A 20713-nucleotide genomic window follows, 5' to 3' on the forward strand; every position below is an offset into this window, starting at 1 on the left:
ACAGCATAGCGTGAACTGTCTAATTTGCGAATGGAAAACACCACACAAAGTACTTATGTGGTGTTTTTGAGTCGGCGCTGGTGGCACGCGGGGAACAGATGTTCAAAACGCCACCAGCATAAGGGCGATTATGCCGCTTTTTCGATACCACTGTGACGCAGCAGTGCGTCTACACTTGGCTCACGACCACGGAAACGGGTAAACAAAGCCATTGGCTCCTCTGAGCCGCCCTTCTCCAGAATATGCTGCATAAAGTCCGCACCGGTCTGGCGATTGAAAATCCCCTCTTCTTCAAACCGGGAGAATGCATCCGCTGAGAGTACTTCAGCCCACTTATAGGAGTAGTAACCTGCGCTGTAACCACCAGCAAAAATATGGCTAAAGCTGTGCTGGAAGCGATTAAACTCCGGCGCTTTTACAACCGCTGTTTTTTCGCGAACGGCATTCAGCGTTTGCTGGATCTGACACGGTTTATCTGCATCAAAATCGCTGTGAATATGGAAATCAAACAAAGAGAACTCCAGCTGACGCAGCATCTGCATCGCGGACTGGAAGTTTTTCGCTGCCAGCAGTTTGTCGAGCAATGCTTTAGGTAACGGCTCGCCAGTCTCATGGTGGCCAGAAATAAAGGCCAGCGCCTCTTCCTCATAGCACCAGTTTTCCAGGAACTGGCTTGGCAATTCTACCGCGTCCCAGGCAACCCCGTTGATACCTGCAACCGGTGCAGCATCGACCTGAGTCAACATATGGTGAATACCATGACCAAACTCATGGAATAACGTCGTGACTTCGTAGTGCGTGAACAACGCTGGTTTATCGCCTACCGCTTTGTTGAAGTTGCACACCAGATAAGCAACCGGTGTTTGCAACTCACCGCTGGCACGTACCTTACGGCCCATGCAGTCGTCCATCCAGGCGCCGCCGCGCTTATGTTCGCGGGCATACAGGTCCAGATAGAAATGGCCGCGCAAAGTATCTTGTGCATCATGAATAGCGAAAAAACGCACATCCGGATGATAAGTATCGAAATCCTGAACCTCTGTGACTTTAATACCGAACAGACGGTTAACGGTTTCAAACAAGCCTTTGAGTACGGTATCTGCCGGGAAGTAAGGACGTAATAGCTCATCAGAGATGGCATATTTGGCCTGTTTTAGCTTTTCGCCATAATAACCGTAGTCCCATGCCGCCAACTCATTGGTACCATGCTCTTTTTCTGCAAATGCTTTAAGCTCGGCCAGCTCTTTCTCTGCCTGTGGCTTGGCATGCACCGCCAGGTCATTTAAAAAGGCAAATACTTGCTCAGGTGACTGCGCCATTTTAGTGGCCAGTGATTTATCTGCATAACTGTCAAAGCCCAGCAACTGCGCCAGTTCATAACGCAAAGCCAGCTCCTCACGCATGATCTCTGAGTTATCGAACTCTCCGGCATTCGGGCCCTGATCTGACGCACGCGTCACAAAAGCACGGTACATGTCTTCTCGCAGCGATCGGTTGTCCGCATAGGTCATTACTGGCAGGTACGACGGAATATCCAAGGTAAATACCCAGCCTTCCAGCTCTTTGCTCTGCGCCGTGTGAGCCGCCAGTGCCAATGCTGATTCAGGTAAGCCAGACAATTCGGCTTTATCAGTCACATGCTTGGTCCAGGCTTGAGTGGCGTCCATCACATTGTTACCAAACTTGGCTGCCAGCTCAGATAGTCGAGCACTGATCTCGCCGTAACGCTTTTGCTGCTCAGGGGCCAGGGCAATGCCCGACAACTGAAAGTCGCGCAGTGCATTGTTGATGGTTTTTTGCTGTGCCGTGCTCAGTGCTGCAAAGCTATCAGACTCTTTCAGAGATTTATAGGCTTCATAGAGTCCCTGATGCTGTCCGGCATAGGTGCTGTAATCTGAGATCAACGGCAGGCAGGCATCATAGGCCTGACGCAAAGCATCGTTGTTGACAACCGAGTGCATGTGCGACACCGGCGACCACATACGAGATAGTTTGTCATCAGCCTCTTCGAGCGGCAAGACCAGGTTTTCCCAGCTATATGAATCGTTTTTGAGCACCCCCTCTATGGTGTCACGACAGTGCGCGATTGCCTGCTTAAGTGCCTCTACAACATGTTCTGGTTTAATTTGTGAAAACGGTGGCAAGCCTTCCATGCCAATTAACGGGTTAGTCATAACGCCTCTCAGTAGATCTTTGCTTATCTCATGTATTTGGGGTGTTTTCTGACAAAAAACAAGGCTCCCCGGTCAATCCAGAAAAATTAATCAGGGCCATCCTAAGACGTCACACTCTCTGGTCACGTGCAACATCACCATACCATCGGAAAAAGCGATGGCTATCATCGGAAAAATTCATCCCACCAGACTTTGCCCCGGCAGATATAGTGTTAAGCTAGGACCATTTATCAGCATTTATAGAGATTAAAGCATGGCACAACATTTTGATTATATCGCCATTGGTGGCGGAAGTGGTGGTATTGCCTCGGCCAACCGGGCAGCAATGCGTGGCGCAAAAGTCGCCCTTATCGAAGCTAAGCACATGGGTGGCACCTGTGTAAACGTGGGCTGCGTGCCCAAAAAAGTCATGTGGCATGGCGCACAAGTGGCCGAAGCCATTAAACTATATGCACCGGATTATGGCTTTGATGTAGAGGTGAAGGACTTTGACTGGGGCAAACTGGTTGAAAGCCGAGAAGCCTACATTGGCCGCATCCACCAGGGTTATAACAAATACCTGGCCAGCAATGGTGTCACTGTGATCAATGGCTTTGCCAAATTCGTTGATAACAATACGGTTGAAGTCAATGGCGAACACTACACCGCCGACCACATCTGTATCGCCGTAGGCGGTCGCCCGTCTATTCCGAATATTCCGGGCGCTGAGCTGGGCATTGATTCTAATGACTTCTTTGAGCTTAAGGCACAGCCTAAGAGCGTGGCCGTGATTGGCGCAGGCTATATTGCCGTTGAGCTGGCGGGCGTATTACACAGCCTGGGTACAGACACACACCTGTTTGTACGTAAACATGCCCCGCTGCGCAACTTTGACCCTATCCTGATTGACACCCTCACCGAGGTAATGGACAAAGAAGGGCCAACCCTGCACACTCACAGCACGCCTAAGTCGCTGAGCAAAAACGACGACGGCAGCGTCACTTTACACCTGGAAAACGGCGAGTCACACACAGTTGAACAAGTGATCTGGGCCATCGGTCGTGAACCTGTGACTGATAAAATCAACCTGGCTGCCACCGATGTGGCCATCACAGACAGCGGCTACGTAAAAGTAGACGAATACCAGAACACCTCAGTGTCTGGCATTTATGCGCTGGGTGACATCATGGAAGGTGGCATTGAACTGACGCCGGTGGCAGTAAAAGCCGGTCGTATGCTGGCCGAGCGCCTGTTTAACCCGGAAATGCCTGACGCTAAAATGGACTACAACCTGGTCCCGACTGTGGTCTTCAGTCACCCGCCCATCGGCACCATCGGCCTGACCGAACCAGAAGCTGTTGCACAATACGGTGAAGACAACATCAAGGTCTACACCTCAACCTTTGCGGCCATGTATACAGCTGTGACCCAGCACCGTCAGCCTTGTAAAATGAAACTGGTGTGTGCCGGTGAGGACGAAAAAATCGTTGGCCTGCACGGCATCGGCTTCGCGGTTGATGAAATGATCCAGGGCTTTGGTGTTGCCATGAAGATGGGCGCAACCAAAGCCGACTTTGATTCGGTTGTGGCTATTCACCCAACGGGATCTGAAGAGTTTGTGACGATGAGATAAGTCTCTTTGTGAGCAATAACATAAAAGCGCGAGTCTGCTACAACAGCTCGCGTTTCTTATACTGCCTTTTTTGATAGATTGTGATCTCTACATAAAATTACCTTGCTAGAAGTAATGAGAACAATTCATTTGAGCCCCTAGATTCTTTTACTAATATATATAGAACATAACGTCATTTCATTTATGTTGAAAACACATGTAGTCTGTGTATAATCTGCTCGATTTTTCCCAAGGTGAAGCGCAATGAGTGTTGTTGATATAAAAGTATCTGAATCTCGGGTTGTTGGCAAAGTAAGCACGTCCCCTACTAACTCTAAGATGGCTTCCGTAATTTCGATTCATAAAAAGAAAGACAGGATTGCATTCGAGAATGCAAAGAAGAACCTAAAAGCTGCTGCTGACAAACTTGATTGGTAAGGTATTTAGTCCTAATAATATATTTCTAAGTGAATTACTCTCAGGGATATATGATGTCAGCAGAATCAGTTAAGAATTTACCTCCATTACACACTTCTTCAGAATTAAAAAACAGTTACAAGAACTCACTTGAAGCTATTCGCTCTCGACATTCTCAGGAGCTAGTCATTGGACTTTGTGGTGCTGTAGGTGCAGGAGTTAAACGACTCAAAGATGCAGTAATTACTGAACTGAAGTCTGCCAACTATCATGTTGAACACATCAGGTTGAGCAAACTTATTGCACAAACTCAAAAAGACCCTAAATCTATATTAAGCCTAACTGGATTCCAGCGCTACAACAATCTTCAAAACCTCGGAGACGAGCTACGACAAGAGCATTCAAACACGATAGTTGCAGAAATGGGAATACGTCGAGTTCATTTAATTCGCAATGCAATTTTTGGTGATGGAAAGAATAGTGGTACTGCTATAAAAGTTACCAAAAAAATTGCTTACGTTATTGATCAAATTAAACACCACGACGAAGTCGCCCTCTTTCAAGAAGTCTATAGAAAGAACTTTTATCTTGTTGGACTTTTAAGAACAAAAAACCAAAGGCTCCAGAACCTTAAAGATGAAGGTATTACAGACAGAGGAGATGCAGAGAAGCTTATAGAGAGGGACAGAAGTAGTAATGACAAATTTGGGCAGCATGTCGAAAAAGCAATTCAAATGTCAGATTACTTTATCAGAAATCTCGACGATACCTCAGAATTAAAAAAATCTATCACAAGGTTCATTAATCTTATACACGGTGTGGGCAACTACACACCAACTAAAGATGAAAGAGGAATGTACTCAGCTCACTCCGCATCGTTAGCATCCGCCTGCTTATCACGACAAGTAGGGGCTGCAATAATGGATGAGTACGGGAAGATCATTTCTACCGGCTGTAACGATGTCCCTAAATTCGGTGGTGGGTTATATGATAGTGAAGCAAAGAAAGATCAACGTTGTTATAACAAATCCGGTTGCCAAAACGACAAACATAAATTGCAGTTAAAGGGCCAAATTGAGAAAATACTTTCAGAAGAGGGAGTTGCAGAAGCAGAAAAAGTTGCAAGCACGATCTTTAATAACTCAAAAGCAAAATCACTCATCGAATATTCAAGAGCCATACATGCGGAAATGGACGCTATAATTTCTCTTGCTCGTACGAGTGGTTCAAGTACTGTAGATAAGACCTTATATTGTACAACATTTCCGTGCCACAACTGCGCCAGACACATCGTCGCAGCAGGTATTAAAAACGTCGTGTATATTGAGCCATACGAGAAAAGCTTAGCTCTAGACTTGCACAATGACGCGATCTGCCAACAAGAAGATAACCAAGCAAAAGATAAACTTGTACTAAAAAATTTCGAAGGGGTATCTCCAAATAGGTACGCTGAATTTTTTATGCAAAAAAGTGACCGAAAAAATAGCAGGGGAGATATTATTAGCTACGAATTGCCTACTTCTAAACAGGTCGATCCCCACCAATTAGACTGCTATGTTGACTATGAGGTTAAAGTAGCTGACTTCGCAAACAAATCAGTTGGCGAAGACTCATACTCGCCTGACGATTAGTAAATTTCAAATACCAACAGTACTAAATCAGTACTTAATTGACGTTTGATCTAGCTCCCCGACTCAACTCAAATACACTAACGTTAGCTCCTACATAAGCGGAGCTAACAAAATCCTACTGCGAAGTCACCTTTTGACCTTTATTTGCTTCACTTATGCGACTTTCAATATGAAATGCGCTGTACTGATTCAGATCCTGTACGTAGACCGCACCGGACTCTTTACCATTGGCGTCATGATGTGGGGTGGCTATCACCGCCTTACCGTCGGAGAGGCCGACATTCCAGCCAAGTTGATCGCCTGGCTGCGCATTTTTAGCGACCACTTTGGATGAATAGTGCCAGCCATCAGCGCGCTTTTTATAAACATATAGCGCACCGGTGTCTTTGCCTTGTTCGTCATGGTTCATCGCACTGATAATCGCCGTGTCACCACTGAGTGCCACACCGCGGCCAAAGCGATCATCAGCTGCACCATCAGGAGAAGTCAATTTCTGCGCCTCGGTCCAGCGTGTGCCGTTGCGCTCAAAAATATAGGCAGAGCCGGCATCCACGCCCAGACCCTCTACGTCATCCCGCCTCGCAGAAATCAGCGCCGTATCTCCTGAAATTGCGACCCTGACGCCAAAGATATCTGTGTCACCACCATCGGAAGCCATCAACTTGGCCTGCTGATGCCATTGCTCCCCGTCTTGCACGTAAATGTATACGGCTCCGGCGTTTTCTGCCGTTTTGTCATGCAAGTCAGCGCCAACGACTATGGTATTGCCATCAACCGCGACGTCGATGCCAAACAGATCGCCTGCCGCGCCATCACTGGCCATAATTTTGCTCTGATAGCGCCAGGTATCACCAGAGCGGGTATAAATATACGCAGCACCGGCATCGTTCGCCTTTGCATCATTACGTGGGGCACCGATCACCAGCACTTTGTCGGTAAATGCCACACTCTGACCAAAGGCATCACCCGGTTTGGCATCTGGCGCGGTGAAAATCTCAGTTTGTGTCCATGTGTCCGCTTTACTTGCAAAGGCCACCACCGCACCAGCGTCTTTGCCTTTGTCATCTCGTCTCATACCGCCGAGCATGGCAATGTCGTTCTTTAAGACCACCTTACCACCCAGGGTGTCATCGGCAGACAGTGGCTTTGCAACCAGCTTAGCTTGTTGCTGCCAGCCCTTCTCCCCTAATACGTAGACATAGCCCACGCCACCGTCTTCAACCCCATTGATGTCCGCTTTGTGCGCGCCCACCACAACCGTGTTGCCGTCAATCGCTGCACCATAGCCAAAATAGTCTTCCGCCTTGCCATCATTGGCAAGTAATCTGTCTGGCGCCGCAAAGCTATAACCAGCCAGTGCTGTTAGCATGGCACACAGGCTATACTTCATGGTTGATTGTAATTTCACTCGTTCCTTCCTTTTTATTTCCAGTTGCTCCTGTATAACTTGTCTGATTTTTGATTATTTTTCAATAGTCTGACCTTTGCAAACAACGAGTTTGGCTGATAGCAAGGTAGTTTTGCGTACAATCCATATCTCAGGCCAGCATCGACACTCCATAATCCGCACAAACTTCTTCGCTACCCTATCATCGGAACTATCCAAAACAAAAAACCTAAGGATTTCCTAATGAACACCAAGTTAAATGCGCTCTGCCTGGCGGTTGCGCTGGGCACCTCTGGGCAGGCAATGGCAGCCTGTAACGGGCTTGCGGGCGGCGCTTCAGCTTACCTGGACGGCGAAACACTGAAAGTTAAGGGCTCACGCCACAGCGAACAGTTCACCCTCAGTAAATCAGGCGATACCCTGACCGTGACCCGTAAAGTGGGTAGCAACAGTAGCTGTGAAACCTTCTTTATGAGCCAGATCAGTGCGCTTGAAGCGCGTCTAGGCAATGGGGCCGATTCGTTCAATGCCAGCAGCATTTCGGTATCACAAACCCTGTACGGACAATATGGTAACGACACCCTGATCTCAGGTAATCAGAACGATCGGCTCTACGGTGGCCGGGGCAACGACACCCTAAAGGGCAACAGTGGTAATGACCAGCTGTTCGGTGAAGATGGCAGCGACACACTGCACGGCGGCTGGGGGAATGATCAGCTCAAAGGCGGCAACCACCATGACAAGTTGTTTGGTGACTACAATGACGACACCTTATGGGGCGATGATGGCGGCGACTTGCTGATGGGTGGTCAGGGTACCGATGTACTTTACGGAGGCAATGACAACGACTATCTGGGCGGTGGCTGTCGTCTGGCCAATGCCAACAACGGCTATATTTATGCGCAGAGTAACTGCAACAGCAATCGTGATGGCAACGATAAACTATACGGCGGCGCGGGTCATGATGTACTCAGCGGCGACAACGGTCATGACACCCTGTATGGCGAAGATGGCAATGACTACCTGACCGGCAATGGCGGCCGCGAAGATCGCTTACATGGCGGCAATGGCAACGATGCCTTGTTCGAAAATGGCGATGGTAATCCAAACAACCTGCGCTGGCACAAAGCCTGGGGTAACAATGGTGACGATATCCTCTTTACCAATGGCGAAAACTCCAACCAGGAAGGCGGTAAAGACAATGATGTGATCATCACTTCTTCAAGTGGCTATGAAGCAAAAATTCATGGCGGAAAAAGTGCCGACTTCATCTGGAGTGCCGACGCTGCACCTCAGGGCACCTGTGGTAAAGGCGATGACAAGGGCATGGTATTTCTGAATAGCTGTGAAGGCACTACCTGGGTCAAAGACTACCAGGGTCTGTTGTCTAAGGTGGATAACAGAAGTAACTTCAATAACCCGTATTACGAGGCGGCCAACGCGGTAGTTGAAATGTCCGGTGAGTATTCCGGCTATAACAATGGCTGGCGTAGCCTGGGTGTCCGCCCGACTCCGTTATACGACATTGTATCCAGTGCCGTATTTACACGCTGGCTGAGCGACCAATCGACTCTGCCATATTCCTACTATGAATGGCGGGTTGATTACAATGTCAGCGGTTCCGCCATTTATGGCACTTACTTTAACTGTATGGAAAACAACGTCGCCTATAATTGCCGACACGTTATCCAACAGGTTGAGACTTGTTATAACAGCAGTGGTGACACAATCAGCTGTAATTAACTCGTATCACACGCTCTAACAAGGATGTTAGGGACATGATCACATTACGCACCTCTAGTCACAACAGAGCTATTAAGGTACAAATAGAGTCACTTTCCCCTCTGACGACACCTGGATGTTATTATGACTGTACTGCTTTACCTTGCCGCCACATTGCTCATTTTAGTTTCGCTGGCGCATTCTTACCTCGGTGAGCGCTTTATTCTGATGCGGCTGTTTAAGCGGGATAATCTGCCCAAACTGTTTGGCAGTAGCGATTTTACCATCCGAACGCTGCGTTTTGCCTGGCACCTGACTTCCATTGCCTGGCTGGGGTTTGCCGCACTGTTGATTGCGCTGGCATCACCTGGATCCACCCCGGCTACGCTGCTGCACATCACCGCGCTGACATTTGCGCTACATAGTTTGCTGGCTTTGGGTCTATCAAAGGGAAAGCACTGGTCATGGATATTATTTGCTGTGGTGAGTGTGTTGCTTGCTGTGACCGCGATGTAGCAGGCCTCAGCCCCGACTCCCGTGGTGCTTTCATCTCCGCCAAGCTATTCAACACCCCACAAATGATATAATATAACAGTTTATTCAAGGCGCTCAGCAGCTCGTATGATCAGCCTGTGCAAGCGCTTGCGTTAATCATCAAGGTGAGGAATCCATGAGAAACCTGTCTGAAAGGTTAGACAAATACGCCATCGGCTTGTCTGCGATGTGCGTCGTTCATTGCTTGTTTGTGCCCCTGCTGGTTGCCCTGCTGCCAGCGTTCGGTGCGACCTTCTTTTCAGATGAGGCATTTCATCGCTGGTTACTTGTTGGTGTGCTGGTGACCAGCAGCAGCGCATTATTTCTGGGGTGTAAAAAGCACAACCAGTGGCGTATTTTGGGCTACGGCACCGCCGGCATCGGCGTGTTATTCTTCGCCGCATTTTTTGCCCATGACTTAATGGCAGAGGAAGGGGAAAAGCTGTTGACCATTTTGGGCAGCGTGTTGCTGGTGATCAGCCACTATAAAAACTTTAATCTGTGTCAGACCGGGCGTTGCCACTAATCCACCCTGCACGGCCGCCTTTACAATCAATGTGCGGCCAAGACCTGTGAAACAAGCTTATTCAATTTGCCTGGGTCACTACCCGGTCCAACGACCAGCAATTTACTCCCTGTAACCGGCTCTCCCTTGAATGGCCGTATCGACACAGCGCCATCCGGACATCGCTCAAAGTAAGTATAATCAGAACTTGTGCCAATACGAGTACAGCCTTTCACGCGCAAAATGCTCTCGGGTATTCGCGCACACAAAGCCTCAATACAGGTTTCCTCAGGTAAAGCAGGTAACGCCACAGAGCAGGACGCCCAGTGTGATTTTTGATGCTCGAATGCATCGACATTACCCGACACAGGTGATAGCTCCGGCAGCTGCCAAAGCGCAAGCTCATTGACGCCCTGAATTGTCGCGTTTGGGTTCACCTGATGAAGTTCATCCTTAACACTCTGTATGCGCGCGTCGGATAAGCCGGTGGTATGTGTGAGCACAATGAGCGAAGAGACCTGCACCTGATTGGCTTCCAGCGCATTGTGCTCACCTCGGCACTGCCAGTTTTTGACATCGACCACCGCGATCTGTACCGGGGGCTTGAAGCGTTCGTCCAGCCCCACCCCAAGAAACCCCATTAAACGACAGGCATCGGATGTGCCATTCGCTTCAATCAAGGTGATCCCTCGCTTGCGCTGTGGAATACGATTAATGCTGTCGCGCAGCGCCGTGATGCCGCTGCAACAAATACAGCTGCCGTCGAGCGGTTTTAACGCCCCTTCACTGAGCTGTTCGGCCAGTTGTCTGGCATCCAGCTCGGCATGTTCATAATCATTCAGGATCACATACGGGTCCCAGTCGGCTTGCTGAGCCTCAAGCAGCAGACGTTTTAACAGCGTGGTTTTACCCGCACCCAAAAAGCCAACCAGTACAAGGATTGGTTCCATACTTACATTGCTCTCCTGCCAACTTACAAACACTCATGACCTGATAGTCATCTGACGATAATCCAGTGCAGTCAAATAGTAACACACTGTGACTTTACCACTCAGTCAATAAAATCCAGCGTGAGCAACAAGCGCGCTTCTCCCGCTGCGGGGGCAGGTGAACGGTGCACCAGGGCGCCCTCTTCATTGCCAAGCCAGCCAGATCCTTTCAATAGCGCAACATCACCTGTATTGAGTTGCTGAATGTCGGATTCAGATGTATAGATTCCGGATTCCTGGTCCTTTTTACCTTTGCTACCGGCACCAAGTTTGCTGCGATCGACTGTGTCGTGAGGCAGCCACTGAGAGGCCACACCGCCCAGCGTACTGACCAGCCGGCAAGGTATGTGATCGACATGAAACTTAGGACACATGGCTTTATTGAGTATCGTGAGCCTGAGCCCGGCGCGCTTTAACTCAAACAAAGTACAAAACATATCCACCAGCATCGCCAGGTGCTCAGTCAGCGCAGGCTTATCAACAAGCAACGCCGAGGCGGCGTGTAATTCACCTATCGTTTGCTCGGGAGTCGCCGCAATCGACAGCTGCAACTCACTGGTATTGCTGAGTAAATTCGTCACTTCTGAATTAAGCGCCTGAGTCAGCGTGCATTGCCAGACACTCAGGTTAATATCTTCGCGATAGATATCCGTCAGAACGTTCGGCTCAGGGGATATGGCAGCATACCGATTGGCAGGGATCATTGAATTGTCATTGGTGGCTAAAGCACGGGTCATGGTCTTCTCCTACATCTGAACCGAGTTGTGCGACATTCACAACAAAGGATACAGTATAACATATCAGAGAATTTCAAACAGAGTAAGGACTGCCCGCAGGCAGCCCTTCAATTGCGGGTTTTATGGTGCAACATTGAGTCCGCGTCGCTTAAGCAGCGCTTCGGTGGTTGGCTCTGCACCACGGAACGCTTTATAAGACTCCATCAGGTCACGAGAGTTACCCACTTCGAGAATGTTCTTACGATAGTGCGTACCAATCTTGCGGTTTAGCCCGCCCTGAGACTGTACATAAGCAAAGGCATCCGCCGCGAGGATCTCACTCCACATGTAGGCATAGTAACCCGCTGAATAGCCGCCACCCATTGAGTGCGCAAAATAAGCCGATTTGTATCTGGGTGGTACATAGTCGATGTTCACGCCATGCTTGCTCAATGCAGCTTGCTCGAATTCAACCAGATCCTGCAACGGCGCATTAGCTGCCAGTGCATGCCACTCCATATCCAGCAACGCAGCCGCCACATATTCCAGCGTGTCAAAACCCATATTGAAACTGCGGCTGGCAATGACCTTTTCTAGCAATGCCTTCGGAATAGCTGCTCCGGTTTGATAATGCTTAGCGTAGTTCTTAATGACTTCCGGGTGGATAGCCCAGTCTTCTTCGAAAGTTGACGGGAATTCAACAAAGTCACGAGACACAGACGTCCCCGACAGCGTCGGATATTTAACCTGAGACAACATACCGTGCAGGCCGTGACCCAGTTCGTGGAACATAGTGGTGGTTTCAGAATAGCTCAGCAGGGTCGGCTGACCTTCAGGGGCTTTCTCAATGTTCATCACATTCACCACCACCGGGCGCTTCTGGTCAAGGCCTGATTGCTTCACAAACGAACTCATCCAGGCACCACCGCGCTTACCTTCACGGGCAAAGTAGTCGGCCATAAAAATAGCCAGGCTGGTACCGTCCGCGTCAAACACTTCATAGGCTTTCACATCCGGGTGATAGACCGGAATATCGGTGCGTGGCTTAAAGGTCACGCCATACAGGCGCTCCATAGTGAAGAACAAGCCGTCTTCCAGAACCCGATCAAACTCAAAATAAGCTTTCACCTCAGATTCATCCAGGTCGAACTTATCCTGACGGACCAGATCGGCATAGTACAACCAGTCCCAGGCAGCCAGTTCAAAGTCGCCACCCGTTGCGCGAATTTTGTCTTTGATGGCCTGCGCTTCCGCTTCAACGTTTTTCAGCAAAGCTGGTACCATGCTGGCAAACATGTCGTACACCGCAGTGGGTGTTTTAGCCATTTGTGCATCCAGACCATAGTGAGCCCAACTCTGATAGCCCAGTAAAGCAGCCTTTTTCGCTCTCAGCTGTGCCAGTTGTGCAACAATTTCACGGTTGTTATTCTCACCAGCTAAGCCGCGTTCAGCAGAAGCACGCCATACTTGCTCACGCAACTGACGGTCTTTCAGCTTAGCCAAAATAGGCTGGCGCGTGGTATTGGTAATTTTGATCAAGTACTGACCCGGATGCCCGGCTTGTTCAGCCGCTTGTGCCAGCTGCGTGATATATGCGTCTGTCAGGCCAGCCAGTTTTGCTTTGTCTTTAACCAACACCACGTTGCTCTTTGACATGGCCAGTAAGTGCTGTGAGAACTGCGTCGTCAGTGAAGACAAAGCCGCGTTAATTTCACGGATCTCTTTTTGTTGCGACTCAGTCAGCTTGGCGCCCGCTCTGACAAAATTTTTATAATAGACTTCAGTCAGGCGCTTTTCTTCTGCACTCAGGTTAAGCGCATTGAGCTGGCCGTACACCTCTGCCACTCGCTTATAAAGTGCTTTGTTCAGATAAATATTATCGTAGTGGCCCGCCAGCTTAGGTGCCATTTCAGACTGGATCTCACGACGCTTCGCGTTTGAGTCGGTACCTGATAAGTTGAAAAACACGTCCTGCGTGCGCTTTAGTAACTCACCACTTCGCTCTAATGCAACAATGGTATTACTAAAACTGGCAGAGTCTGTCTGGCTAATGATGGCATTCACTTCGGCCATTTGCTCAGCCATGCCTTGCTCAAAGGCCGGCATAAAGTGTGCGTCATCAATGCGGTTAAAGTCGGGTGATTGATATTGCAAGGTGCTTGCTACCAGTAATGGATTGCCCTCAGTTACCGTCGCAGACGCCGCCGTTTTTTGCAAGCCTGACGTACGATCCCCGCCCGTGCAGGCCGTCACAAGTAAGGCAGAACTCACTGCCAGTGCAAGTAACTTTTTCATCGTCGATTCTCTCATCTGTAAAATAGAACGGGTATGTTATAATATAACAAAACAATCAACAATCTTTGTTGCGCTAAACAGACCCATATGTGAGTTGGGTACGCAAAGAAAAGCACGCGCAATGTTGATTGGGCCTGCGTCGTGGCCCATAGAAACGGCCTTTAGTTTTGTTTATCTCTTACAATTAATCAGGATACCAATGGCACGCTTAATTAAACACGCCACCTTAGTGAATGAAGGTAAGCTTTACGTTTCTGATCTCAGAATTGAAAACCAGTACATTGCCGAAATTGGCCCGGATTTATCGGCCAAGCCCAATGAAACAGTCATCGATGCCCAGGGCATGTGGCTGATGCCCGGCATGATAGATGATCAAGTACACTTTAGAGAGCCCGGCCTGACCCACAAAGGCTCAATAGCCAGTGAATCGGCCGCAGCCGCAGCCGGCGGGATCACCAGTTTTATGGAAATGCCCAATGTTTCCCCTTCCACCACCACCCGACAAGCACTGGCAGACAAACAGGCTATTGCACAACGAGATTCCGTTGCAAACTATGCATTTTACCTCGGCGCCACGCCTGATAATTTAGATGAGATCAAAGCCGTTGATCCACGCCAGGTATGTGGTGTAAAAGTATTTATGGGCGCATCTACTGGCGATTTACTGGTGGAGCACCCCGCAGCCCTGGACGCAATTTTCAGAGAATGCCCCACCCTTATCGCCACACACTGTGAACAAGGTTCGGTGATCCAGCAAAATAATGCACGCATTGAGCAGCAATATGGCACACCGCAAATCATCCACCACCCAATGATCCGTGATGATGAAGCCTGCTATCAGTCGTCTTCTTATGCCGTTGCGCTTGCAAAAAAATACCGTACCCAGCTACACGTCCTGCACTTAACCACGGCAAAAGAGCTGAACTTATTCAGCACGGCACCTTTGGCAGAAAAGCACATCACAGCCGAGGCCTGTGTTCATCATTTATGGTTTAACGAACAAGATTATCCGGCCCTGGGCAACCTCATCAAATGTAACCCGGCCATAAAAGCTGAATCGGACCGGCTCGCGCTGTTAAAGGCCCTGCATGACGGCCGCATTGATATCATTGCCACCGATCACGCCCCGCATACCTGGCAAGAGAAAAACGTGCCCTATCCGCAAGCCCCGGCAGGTCTGCCACTGGTTGAACATGCCTTACTGACCCTGATGGAGCAGGTTAAACGTGGTGCAATGACGCTTGAGCAGGTGGTGGAGAAAACAGCACATAACGTCGCGACCCGCTTTGCCATCGATAAACGGGGTTTCCTCAGAGAAGGGTATTTTGCCGATCTGGTGCTGGTTGATCCAAATCACGCAACTCACGTACAACACGAACAAACCCGTTACCTGTGTAAGTGGAGTCCGTTTCATAACACCACTTTCTCACATCAGATCCGTGCGACCTTTGTTAATGGTGCAATGGTGTTTGATGGTGACAAGGTCAATACCGAGCACAATGCCGCGCAGGCGTTACGTTTTAACCGTTAAGTGAGACTCATAAATAATGATGCAACTCCCCGATATTGCGACCCATTTTGAGCCAGACAGCCAGAGCCCGTTGAAGTGGGTTGGGATGGAAAAAATCGCACTACCCATGCAGGTGCGCTGCGATCAGACCAGCGTCAACATTAACACTCTGATGGACGTTTTTGTCAGCCTGGACACTGGCGCAAAAGGCATTCATATGTCACGCCTTTACCTGCTTGCCAACGAAGCATTAGTAGGGACTGAACTCACGTTCGCACAGCTGGACAAAGTACTCAAAGGGATAGTGGCGTCTCAGCAGGGCCTCAGTCAGTCTGCCAAGTTGGTGTTGAAGTTTGAGCTGCCACTGAACAGACCAGCTTTGAAAAGCAGCTACAGCGGCTACAATGCCTATCCGATAGAATTGCACTGTGAGCACCTTGACGGCAAAACCCACTGCAAACTTATCAGTACCCTTACCTACAGCAGTACCTGCCCTTGTTCAGCGGCTTTGTCTCGCCAGTTACTGAGCGACACGGTCGAGCAACAGTTTGCCGATCAGGACAACATAGACAAAGCGCAGTTACTGGCATGGCTCAAAGGGCCACAGGGGTCGGTCGCCACTCCACACAGTCAACGCTCTTTTGCCTACATTGAAGCCGATCTCGCTGGCGGTCACTTACCCGATCTGGCGCACTGGCTTGCGCTGTTTGAAGAAACACTGGCAACGCCAGTTCAAACGGCGGTTAAGCGCGAAGATGAGCAGGCGTTTGCTGCACAGAATGCGAAAAACTTGATGTTTTGTGAAGACGCCGCACGGCGTATTAAAGCAACACTGGAATCAATCACAGAAGTCACAGACTACCAGTTTAAAGTTGAGCACCAGGAAAGCCTGCATGCACACAATGCTGTGGTTTACGACCGTAAATCTTAAGGCACTAGCACACCCACGTAACTAATTACGTGGGTGCTTATCGCTACTGGATGCGGGTAAACGTCATTTCCCAGTTGGTTTCCCAATGCTCACCACCATCTTTAGAAAATGCCTGTGCCCAGGTTGGTTGTTCCGGGTTCGTGGCATCCCAAATAAAGCATACCTTGATGGCCTGACCATGATACTCCTCGTCGGCATAAAAACGCCCTATGCCATCGGTGAACGCGCCCACCACCGGTGTATCCAGCATGCCAGGATTACGCCCATCCAGCCACCAGATAGACCACAGGCCGGTGCTTGCATTGAATGAACGGATTGCCTTGGCTCTGACAGATCCCTCTGGAAAATGCAGGTGGTTATCTTCTACATTGCCAAATCCGCCGAGTGTATTGAGTGTTGATGACTCCCCTTTAAACTCAATCCACTCATCTCCTCCATTCAGTATGTCTTTTAAACGGCGGTGCTGAACTGACCACTGGCCAACCATAAAATCGAAATCTCCAGGTGCGCCAGGTGCATTGCTTTCAAGCATAATAATCCCTTGTTTTATTATCATTATCGAGCGTTACTCTAGCACTTGGACTGTATAAGTAAACAGTACTTTTACGACGAAATCTCGACATTTTCAGACGAGGTATGAGTCGGTTTTAGCCCGGTAGACGAGGTCAGTAAACGACTCATAAACCAAATAAACACCTCGCTTTGGCCGCTTAACTCACATTCCCCGTCACACAAACTTTGCAGTAGCATCCGCACATCCAAACGCGTCAATGCAGCCAGCGCATTGCTATTAAGGCAATGTATGCGGCACACCGATAACCCAGCCTTTGTCGCCTCATTCGTCGTCACGGCATCTTGCGACAAAGTCAAAGTATACCTGCTGTCTGGCGTGCTCAATTCAAGTTGTAACTCAGGGACTTTGCCTGACTGCGTTTCTCGCCACTTTTCCAGGTAAGCGGCAAAGGAGCACCACCAGTCATTCAGTCGCGTTGTTTCGAACCAGGGTTTTGGTTGTACAGCCGCAGCGCTGGCAAATACCGCCTCTACCTCCTGCACGGCTTCGCGCAGCGCCACCAGTGTGACATCCACATCTTGTTTAGTATGTGCCGCAGAGCAGATAAACCTTAAGCGGCCACGCCCCGTTTCAACAATCGGATAAGTCACCGCTGAGGCCTGAATACCTTTTTCATACAAGCGCTGTACAATCGCATACAGCTTGTCTTTATCAGCAAAATGCGGCGTAACAATCGGCCCGTCTCCACTGCCTAAATCAAAGCCGGCGGCACTGAATTGAGCTCGCATGTAGCGGGCATTCTCCCATAGCCGTTCACGCAGCGAATCATCCTGGCTGATGCGCTGCAGTGCAGTGAGTGCCGCTGCAATGTCAGCCGGGCTTACAGAAGCCTGAAAGATATAGGCTCTGGCAGACGCCTTGAGTAAATCAACATACTCAGCTCGGGCGGCCACGACACCGCCCAGACTGCCCAATGACTTACTCAGTGTGGTCATGATGAAGTCAACCTCTTCGCTGACCCCCTGTGCCGCACAGATCCCCGCGCCATGCTTCCCGTAAAACCCAAAGGAATGGGCTTCATCAACCAGTATTAAAGCCTGATAACGCTTAGCGGTGCGTACAATTTCTGCCACAGGTGCCGCGCCTTCCCCCATGCTGTACACGCCCTCGATAATCACTAACACAGTGCGATAGGGAGAAGTTTCGCTCTCCAGCACACAGGCCAGATCATCCACATCGTTGTGCTTAAAGGTGCGCACTTTGGCACCACACAAGCGTGCACCATCAACAATCGAGGCATGACAAAGTTGATCGATCACCACCACATCGTTTTCGTCCAGTAAGCCCGCTACCGCCCCAACATTGGCGGTATACCCGGTGGGAAATAAACAAGCGGCAGATTTGCCCACCAGCGCAGCAAATTGTTGTTCAAACGCCAAATGCAGATCAGTTAACCCGGACGCAGCCGCCGAAGTGCCCATGCCGGTGCCAAACTCAGTGACGGCCTGACATGCGGCATCGACTACCTCTGTATCCCGGTTCAAGCCAAGGTATAAATTCGTAGTCCAGATAATCGCCTCGCGTGCATCGCTATGATGTGCATCTGCGACCGTACCACGGGTGCCACTTCCTGAGCGCAGCACTTTGCTGTAGGGGTTAGCTCGACGTTTGTTGACCAGTTGCGTGGCTGCCTGTACCACATTACTTTTATCGCTAGCCGACCAGGACGGCGCCTTGGCCACAGCAAACGTCGGATGGCTGGCGCGCAATTGAAATTGCAAGTCAGCCAAAGTGTCACGCAATGGTTGCTGAGACTGTAATTCCTCACAACCATTTGACGCCTTCAGGTGCTGAGCCAGACGCTGAGGCGTATTGAATTGATAAATGGCCTGCACCGGGCAGCGCAATTCAAGCAGATTGCTCAGACGGTTGCTCAGCTCCAGCGAGGTTAGTGAATCCAGACCCGCCTGCTCAAAAGTCTGCGATTGCACAGCATGAGCGCTGTGGCCCAACAGAGTACTTAACTCGTCACAGATCACAGCAATCAGTGCCTGCTCCGAGTCGGCAACTCTGGCGGATCGCCGTGGCTCTGGCTCTGCCGACAGCTCAGGTAAGCTGTTGCGATCTAACTTACCGTTAGGTAGGTACGGCAAAGCCGCCAGAAAACATACGCTGTGGGGCACCATGTGTTTTGGCAAATGCCGTGCCACGAAAGTTAAAATCACATCTGGACTTAAAGTTTCTCCCTCCTGGCGCACAATACAAGCCTGTAACCTGGCCTGCACATGTCCCTGCTGCAACACATTCACAGCGGCGGCGGCAATACCCGGCATAGTGTTCAGAACCGCTTCGATTTCCTCCAGCTCAATGCGAAAGCCGCGAATTTTGACCTGCTGATCGACACGGGAGATAAAGCGCAACTCTTTGCTATCCGTCCACTGACACACATCGCCGGTTTTGTATAAGCGCGGCTCTGCTATGCCACTATCCGGAGATGGCGTGATAAAACGCGTGGCTGTGCGCGAGTCATCAAACAGATAACCCGCAGCCAGCTTGTCCCCCGCCAGATACAGCTCACCCGCTTCACCTTTGGAAACAGGCTGCAACGCCTCATCAAGCACATAAGCACGGGTATTTGCCACAGGCTGGCCAATGGTGATTTCTGCCATGTCTGGGTGTAGTTGGACGGCCGTTGAAAATACCGTGTCTTCTGTTGGCCCATAAACATTGATAACACGCAGAGTAGGCTGCTGCGCATAGACTTGTTTTACCAATGCGGGTTTAAGTACTTCACCACCAAAAATTAAGCATCGCAGTGTGTCTGGTAAGGTATAGCCACTGAGCAAGGCCCGCAGGGCTGAGGGCACACCGATGCAGGTTCGAACCCGACCAGCACTCGGTAAATCTGGCAGTGCCAAAATATTTTTCGCCAGGATCACGGTCCCCCCCAGCAATAAGGTGCCTGTGATCTCCATCACTGAGGGGTCGAAGCACACTGAGGTAGCAGCCAAAACTCCGTTCAGCTCCTCTTCGTTTAATAGTGCCCCCATAGCCTGAGTCATGGCAAGCACGTTACTTTGCGTGACAGCCACACCTTTGGGCTCTCCGGTCGACCCTGAGGTATAAATCACATAAGCGAGGGCCTGCGGGTCCAGCTCAGGGGGTGAACAGGAAGGCAACTCATCGCCGATATCAGCCAGCGAAATTTGTCCAGGCATACTCTGGCATAATTCAGCCGACGTGTTGCTATCGACGATAACTGCAGCAGCCTTACTATGTGCTAGCATATAGTCAATTCGGGTACGCGGATAACTCGGATCCAACGGCACATAAGCACACCCGGCTCTCAACACCCCGAGTAAAGCAGCCACCAGCTCCCAGCTGCGCTCCATACACACACCGACTAATGCACCGGGCTCTATTTCATGGCTCACCAGCTTAGCCGCAATGGCCCCGGCACGCCCCCACAATACCTGATAGCTAATCTCCTTCGTCCCGTCAATCAGTGCGGTTTTTTCTGGGTTACGCTGTACCAGGGCGGTCAATGTGGCGGCAATAGAATGCGTGATGCTTGATGTATCACACACTCTCAGCTCTTTTTCCCGATGTGTGTGCTGATCGGATGAGACTGAAGTGCCAGTTAAATGGTCCATACCTATTTCCTTTATTGTTATTGTCAACCTTGTCACTCTTCGAATTTAAGCGCAGTGATTTACGCAGCTTAACGATAGTATTGGTGTTTGATGTGACAACAGGCACTATAAAAGCGCCATTTTTATACACATAAATTCAACACA

Annotated in this window: 15 protein-coding genes; 8 read left to right on the top strand and 7 right to left on the bottom strand. The window is 49.8% G+C overall.

The window, feature by feature from the left end:
- Positions 1-128 precede the first annotated feature (128 nt).
- Positions 129-2174: an oligopeptidase A gene (gene prlC, locus MHN31_RS19470; protein ID WP_239445102.1), complete on the bottom strand. Its 2046-nt coding sequence runs from the start codon at positions 2172-2174 to the stop codon at positions 129-131.
- A 253-nt stretch (positions 2175-2427) separates the two neighbouring features.
- Here prlC and gorA point away from each other — a divergent pair, with 253 nt between their 5' ends.
- The 3 genes from gorA (at position 2428) to MHN31_RS19485 (ending at position 5813) form a co-directional block, all read left to right on the top strand.
- Positions 2428-3786, top strand: coding sequence for a glutathione-disulfide reductase (gorA, locus tag MHN31_RS19475; RefSeq protein ID WP_239445103.1), 1359 nt, complete (start codon positions 2428-2430; stop codon positions 3784-3786).
- A gap of 243 nt (positions 3787-4029) precedes the next feature.
- Positions 4030-4203 carry a hypothetical protein gene (locus MHN31_RS19480; protein WP_239445104.1) on the top strand — a complete coding sequence of 58 codons (174 nt, stop codon included), beginning with the start codon at positions 4030-4032 and terminating at the stop codon, positions 4201-4203.
- Between the two features lie 53 nt (positions 4204-4256).
- Positions 4257-5813, top strand: a complete 1557-nt coding sequence (locus tag MHN31_RS19485) for an anti-phage dCTP deaminase (RefSeq protein WP_239445105.1) — start codon at positions 4257-4259, stop codon at positions 5811-5813.
- A gap of 115 nt (positions 5814-5928) precedes the next feature.
- On the opposite strand, the gene MHN31_RS19490 is transcribed toward MHN31_RS19485, so the two are convergent.
- Entirely contained in the window at positions 5929-7221 is a 1293-nt protein-coding gene (locus MHN31_RS19490) for an FG-GAP repeat protein (RefSeq protein ID WP_239445106.1), read from the bottom strand.
- 222 nt (positions 7222-7443) lie between these two features.
- Here MHN31_RS19490 and MHN31_RS19495 point away from each other — a divergent pair, with 222 nt between their 5' ends.
- The 3 genes from MHN31_RS19495 (at position 7444) to MHN31_RS19505 (ending at position 9982) form a co-directional block, all read left to right on the top strand.
- Positions 7444-8943 carry a calcium-binding protein gene (locus MHN31_RS19495; RefSeq protein ID WP_239445107.1) on the top strand — a complete coding sequence of 500 codons (1500 nt, stop codon included), beginning with the start codon at positions 7444-7446 and terminating at the stop codon, positions 8941-8943.
- A 123-nt stretch (positions 8944-9066) separates the two neighbouring features.
- The gene (locus MHN31_RS19500) at positions 9067-9438 is read left to right on the top strand and encodes a hypothetical protein (protein WP_239445108.1); all 372 of its coding nucleotides are present in this window, start codon (positions 9067-9069) and stop codon (positions 9436-9438) included.
- A gap of 154 nt (positions 9439-9592) precedes the next feature.
- A complete protein-coding gene (locus MHN31_RS19505; RefSeq protein WP_058797198.1) occupies positions 9593-9982 on the top strand; it encodes a MerC domain-containing protein in 390 nt (129 codons plus the stop codon).
- 26 nt (positions 9983-10008) lie between these two features.
- On the opposite strand, the gene MHN31_RS19510 is transcribed toward MHN31_RS19505, so the two are convergent.
- From MHN31_RS19510 to MHN31_RS19520, 3 genes are all read right to left on the bottom strand, one after another.
- Entirely contained in the window at positions 10009-10911 is a 903-nt protein-coding gene (locus MHN31_RS19510) for a GTP-binding protein (protein WP_239445109.1), read from the bottom strand.
- 101 nt (positions 10912-11012) lie between these two features.
- Positions 11013-11687 (bottom strand): DUF1826 domain-containing protein, encoded by a 675-nt coding sequence (locus tag MHN31_RS19515; protein WP_239445110.1) that lies wholly within the window; start codon positions 11685-11687, stop codon positions 11013-11015.
- 120 nt (positions 11688-11807) lie between these two features.
- The gene (locus MHN31_RS19520) at positions 11808-13961 is read right to left on the bottom strand and encodes a M3 family metallopeptidase (protein ID WP_239445111.1); all 2154 of its coding nucleotides are present in this window, start codon (positions 13959-13961) and stop codon (positions 11808-11810) included.
- Positions 13962-14160: 199 nt separating this feature from the next.
- On the opposite strand from MHN31_RS19520, the gene MHN31_RS19525 reads away from it, so the two are divergent.
- Complete coding sequence (locus MHN31_RS19525) at positions 14161-15492, top strand: dihydroorotase (protein WP_194866573.1); 1332 nt, start codon at positions 14161-14163, stop codon at positions 15490-15492.
- Positions 15493-15508: 16 nt separating this feature from the next.
- Positions 15509-16402: a GTP cyclohydrolase FolE2 gene (gene folE2 / locus MHN31_RS19530; protein ID WP_239445112.1), complete on the top strand. Its 894-nt coding sequence runs from the start codon at positions 15509-15511 to the stop codon at positions 16400-16402.
- A 43-nt stretch (positions 16403-16445) separates the two neighbouring features.
- Here the strand turns inward: folE2 and MHN31_RS19535 are convergent, their stop codons facing one another.
- Positions 16446-16934 carry a DUF1579 domain-containing protein gene (locus MHN31_RS19535; protein WP_239445113.1) on the bottom strand — a complete coding sequence of 163 codons (489 nt, stop codon included), beginning with the start codon at positions 16932-16934 and terminating at the stop codon, positions 16446-16448.
- Positions 16935-17005: 71 nt separating this feature from the next.
- The gene (locus tag MHN31_RS19540; RefSeq protein ID WP_239445114.1) at positions 17006-20569 is read right to left on the bottom strand and encodes an amino acid adenylation domain-containing protein; all 3564 of its coding nucleotides are present in this window, start codon (positions 20567-20569) and stop codon (positions 17006-17008) included.
- Between the last annotated feature and the right edge of the window lie 144 nt (positions 20570-20713).

This window comes from Pseudoalteromonas sp. McH1-42, from assembly GCF_022347845.1.
Classification (GTDB): Bacteria; Pseudomonadota; Gammaproteobacteria; order Enterobacterales; family Alteromonadaceae; genus Pseudoalteromonas; species Pseudoalteromonas rubra_D.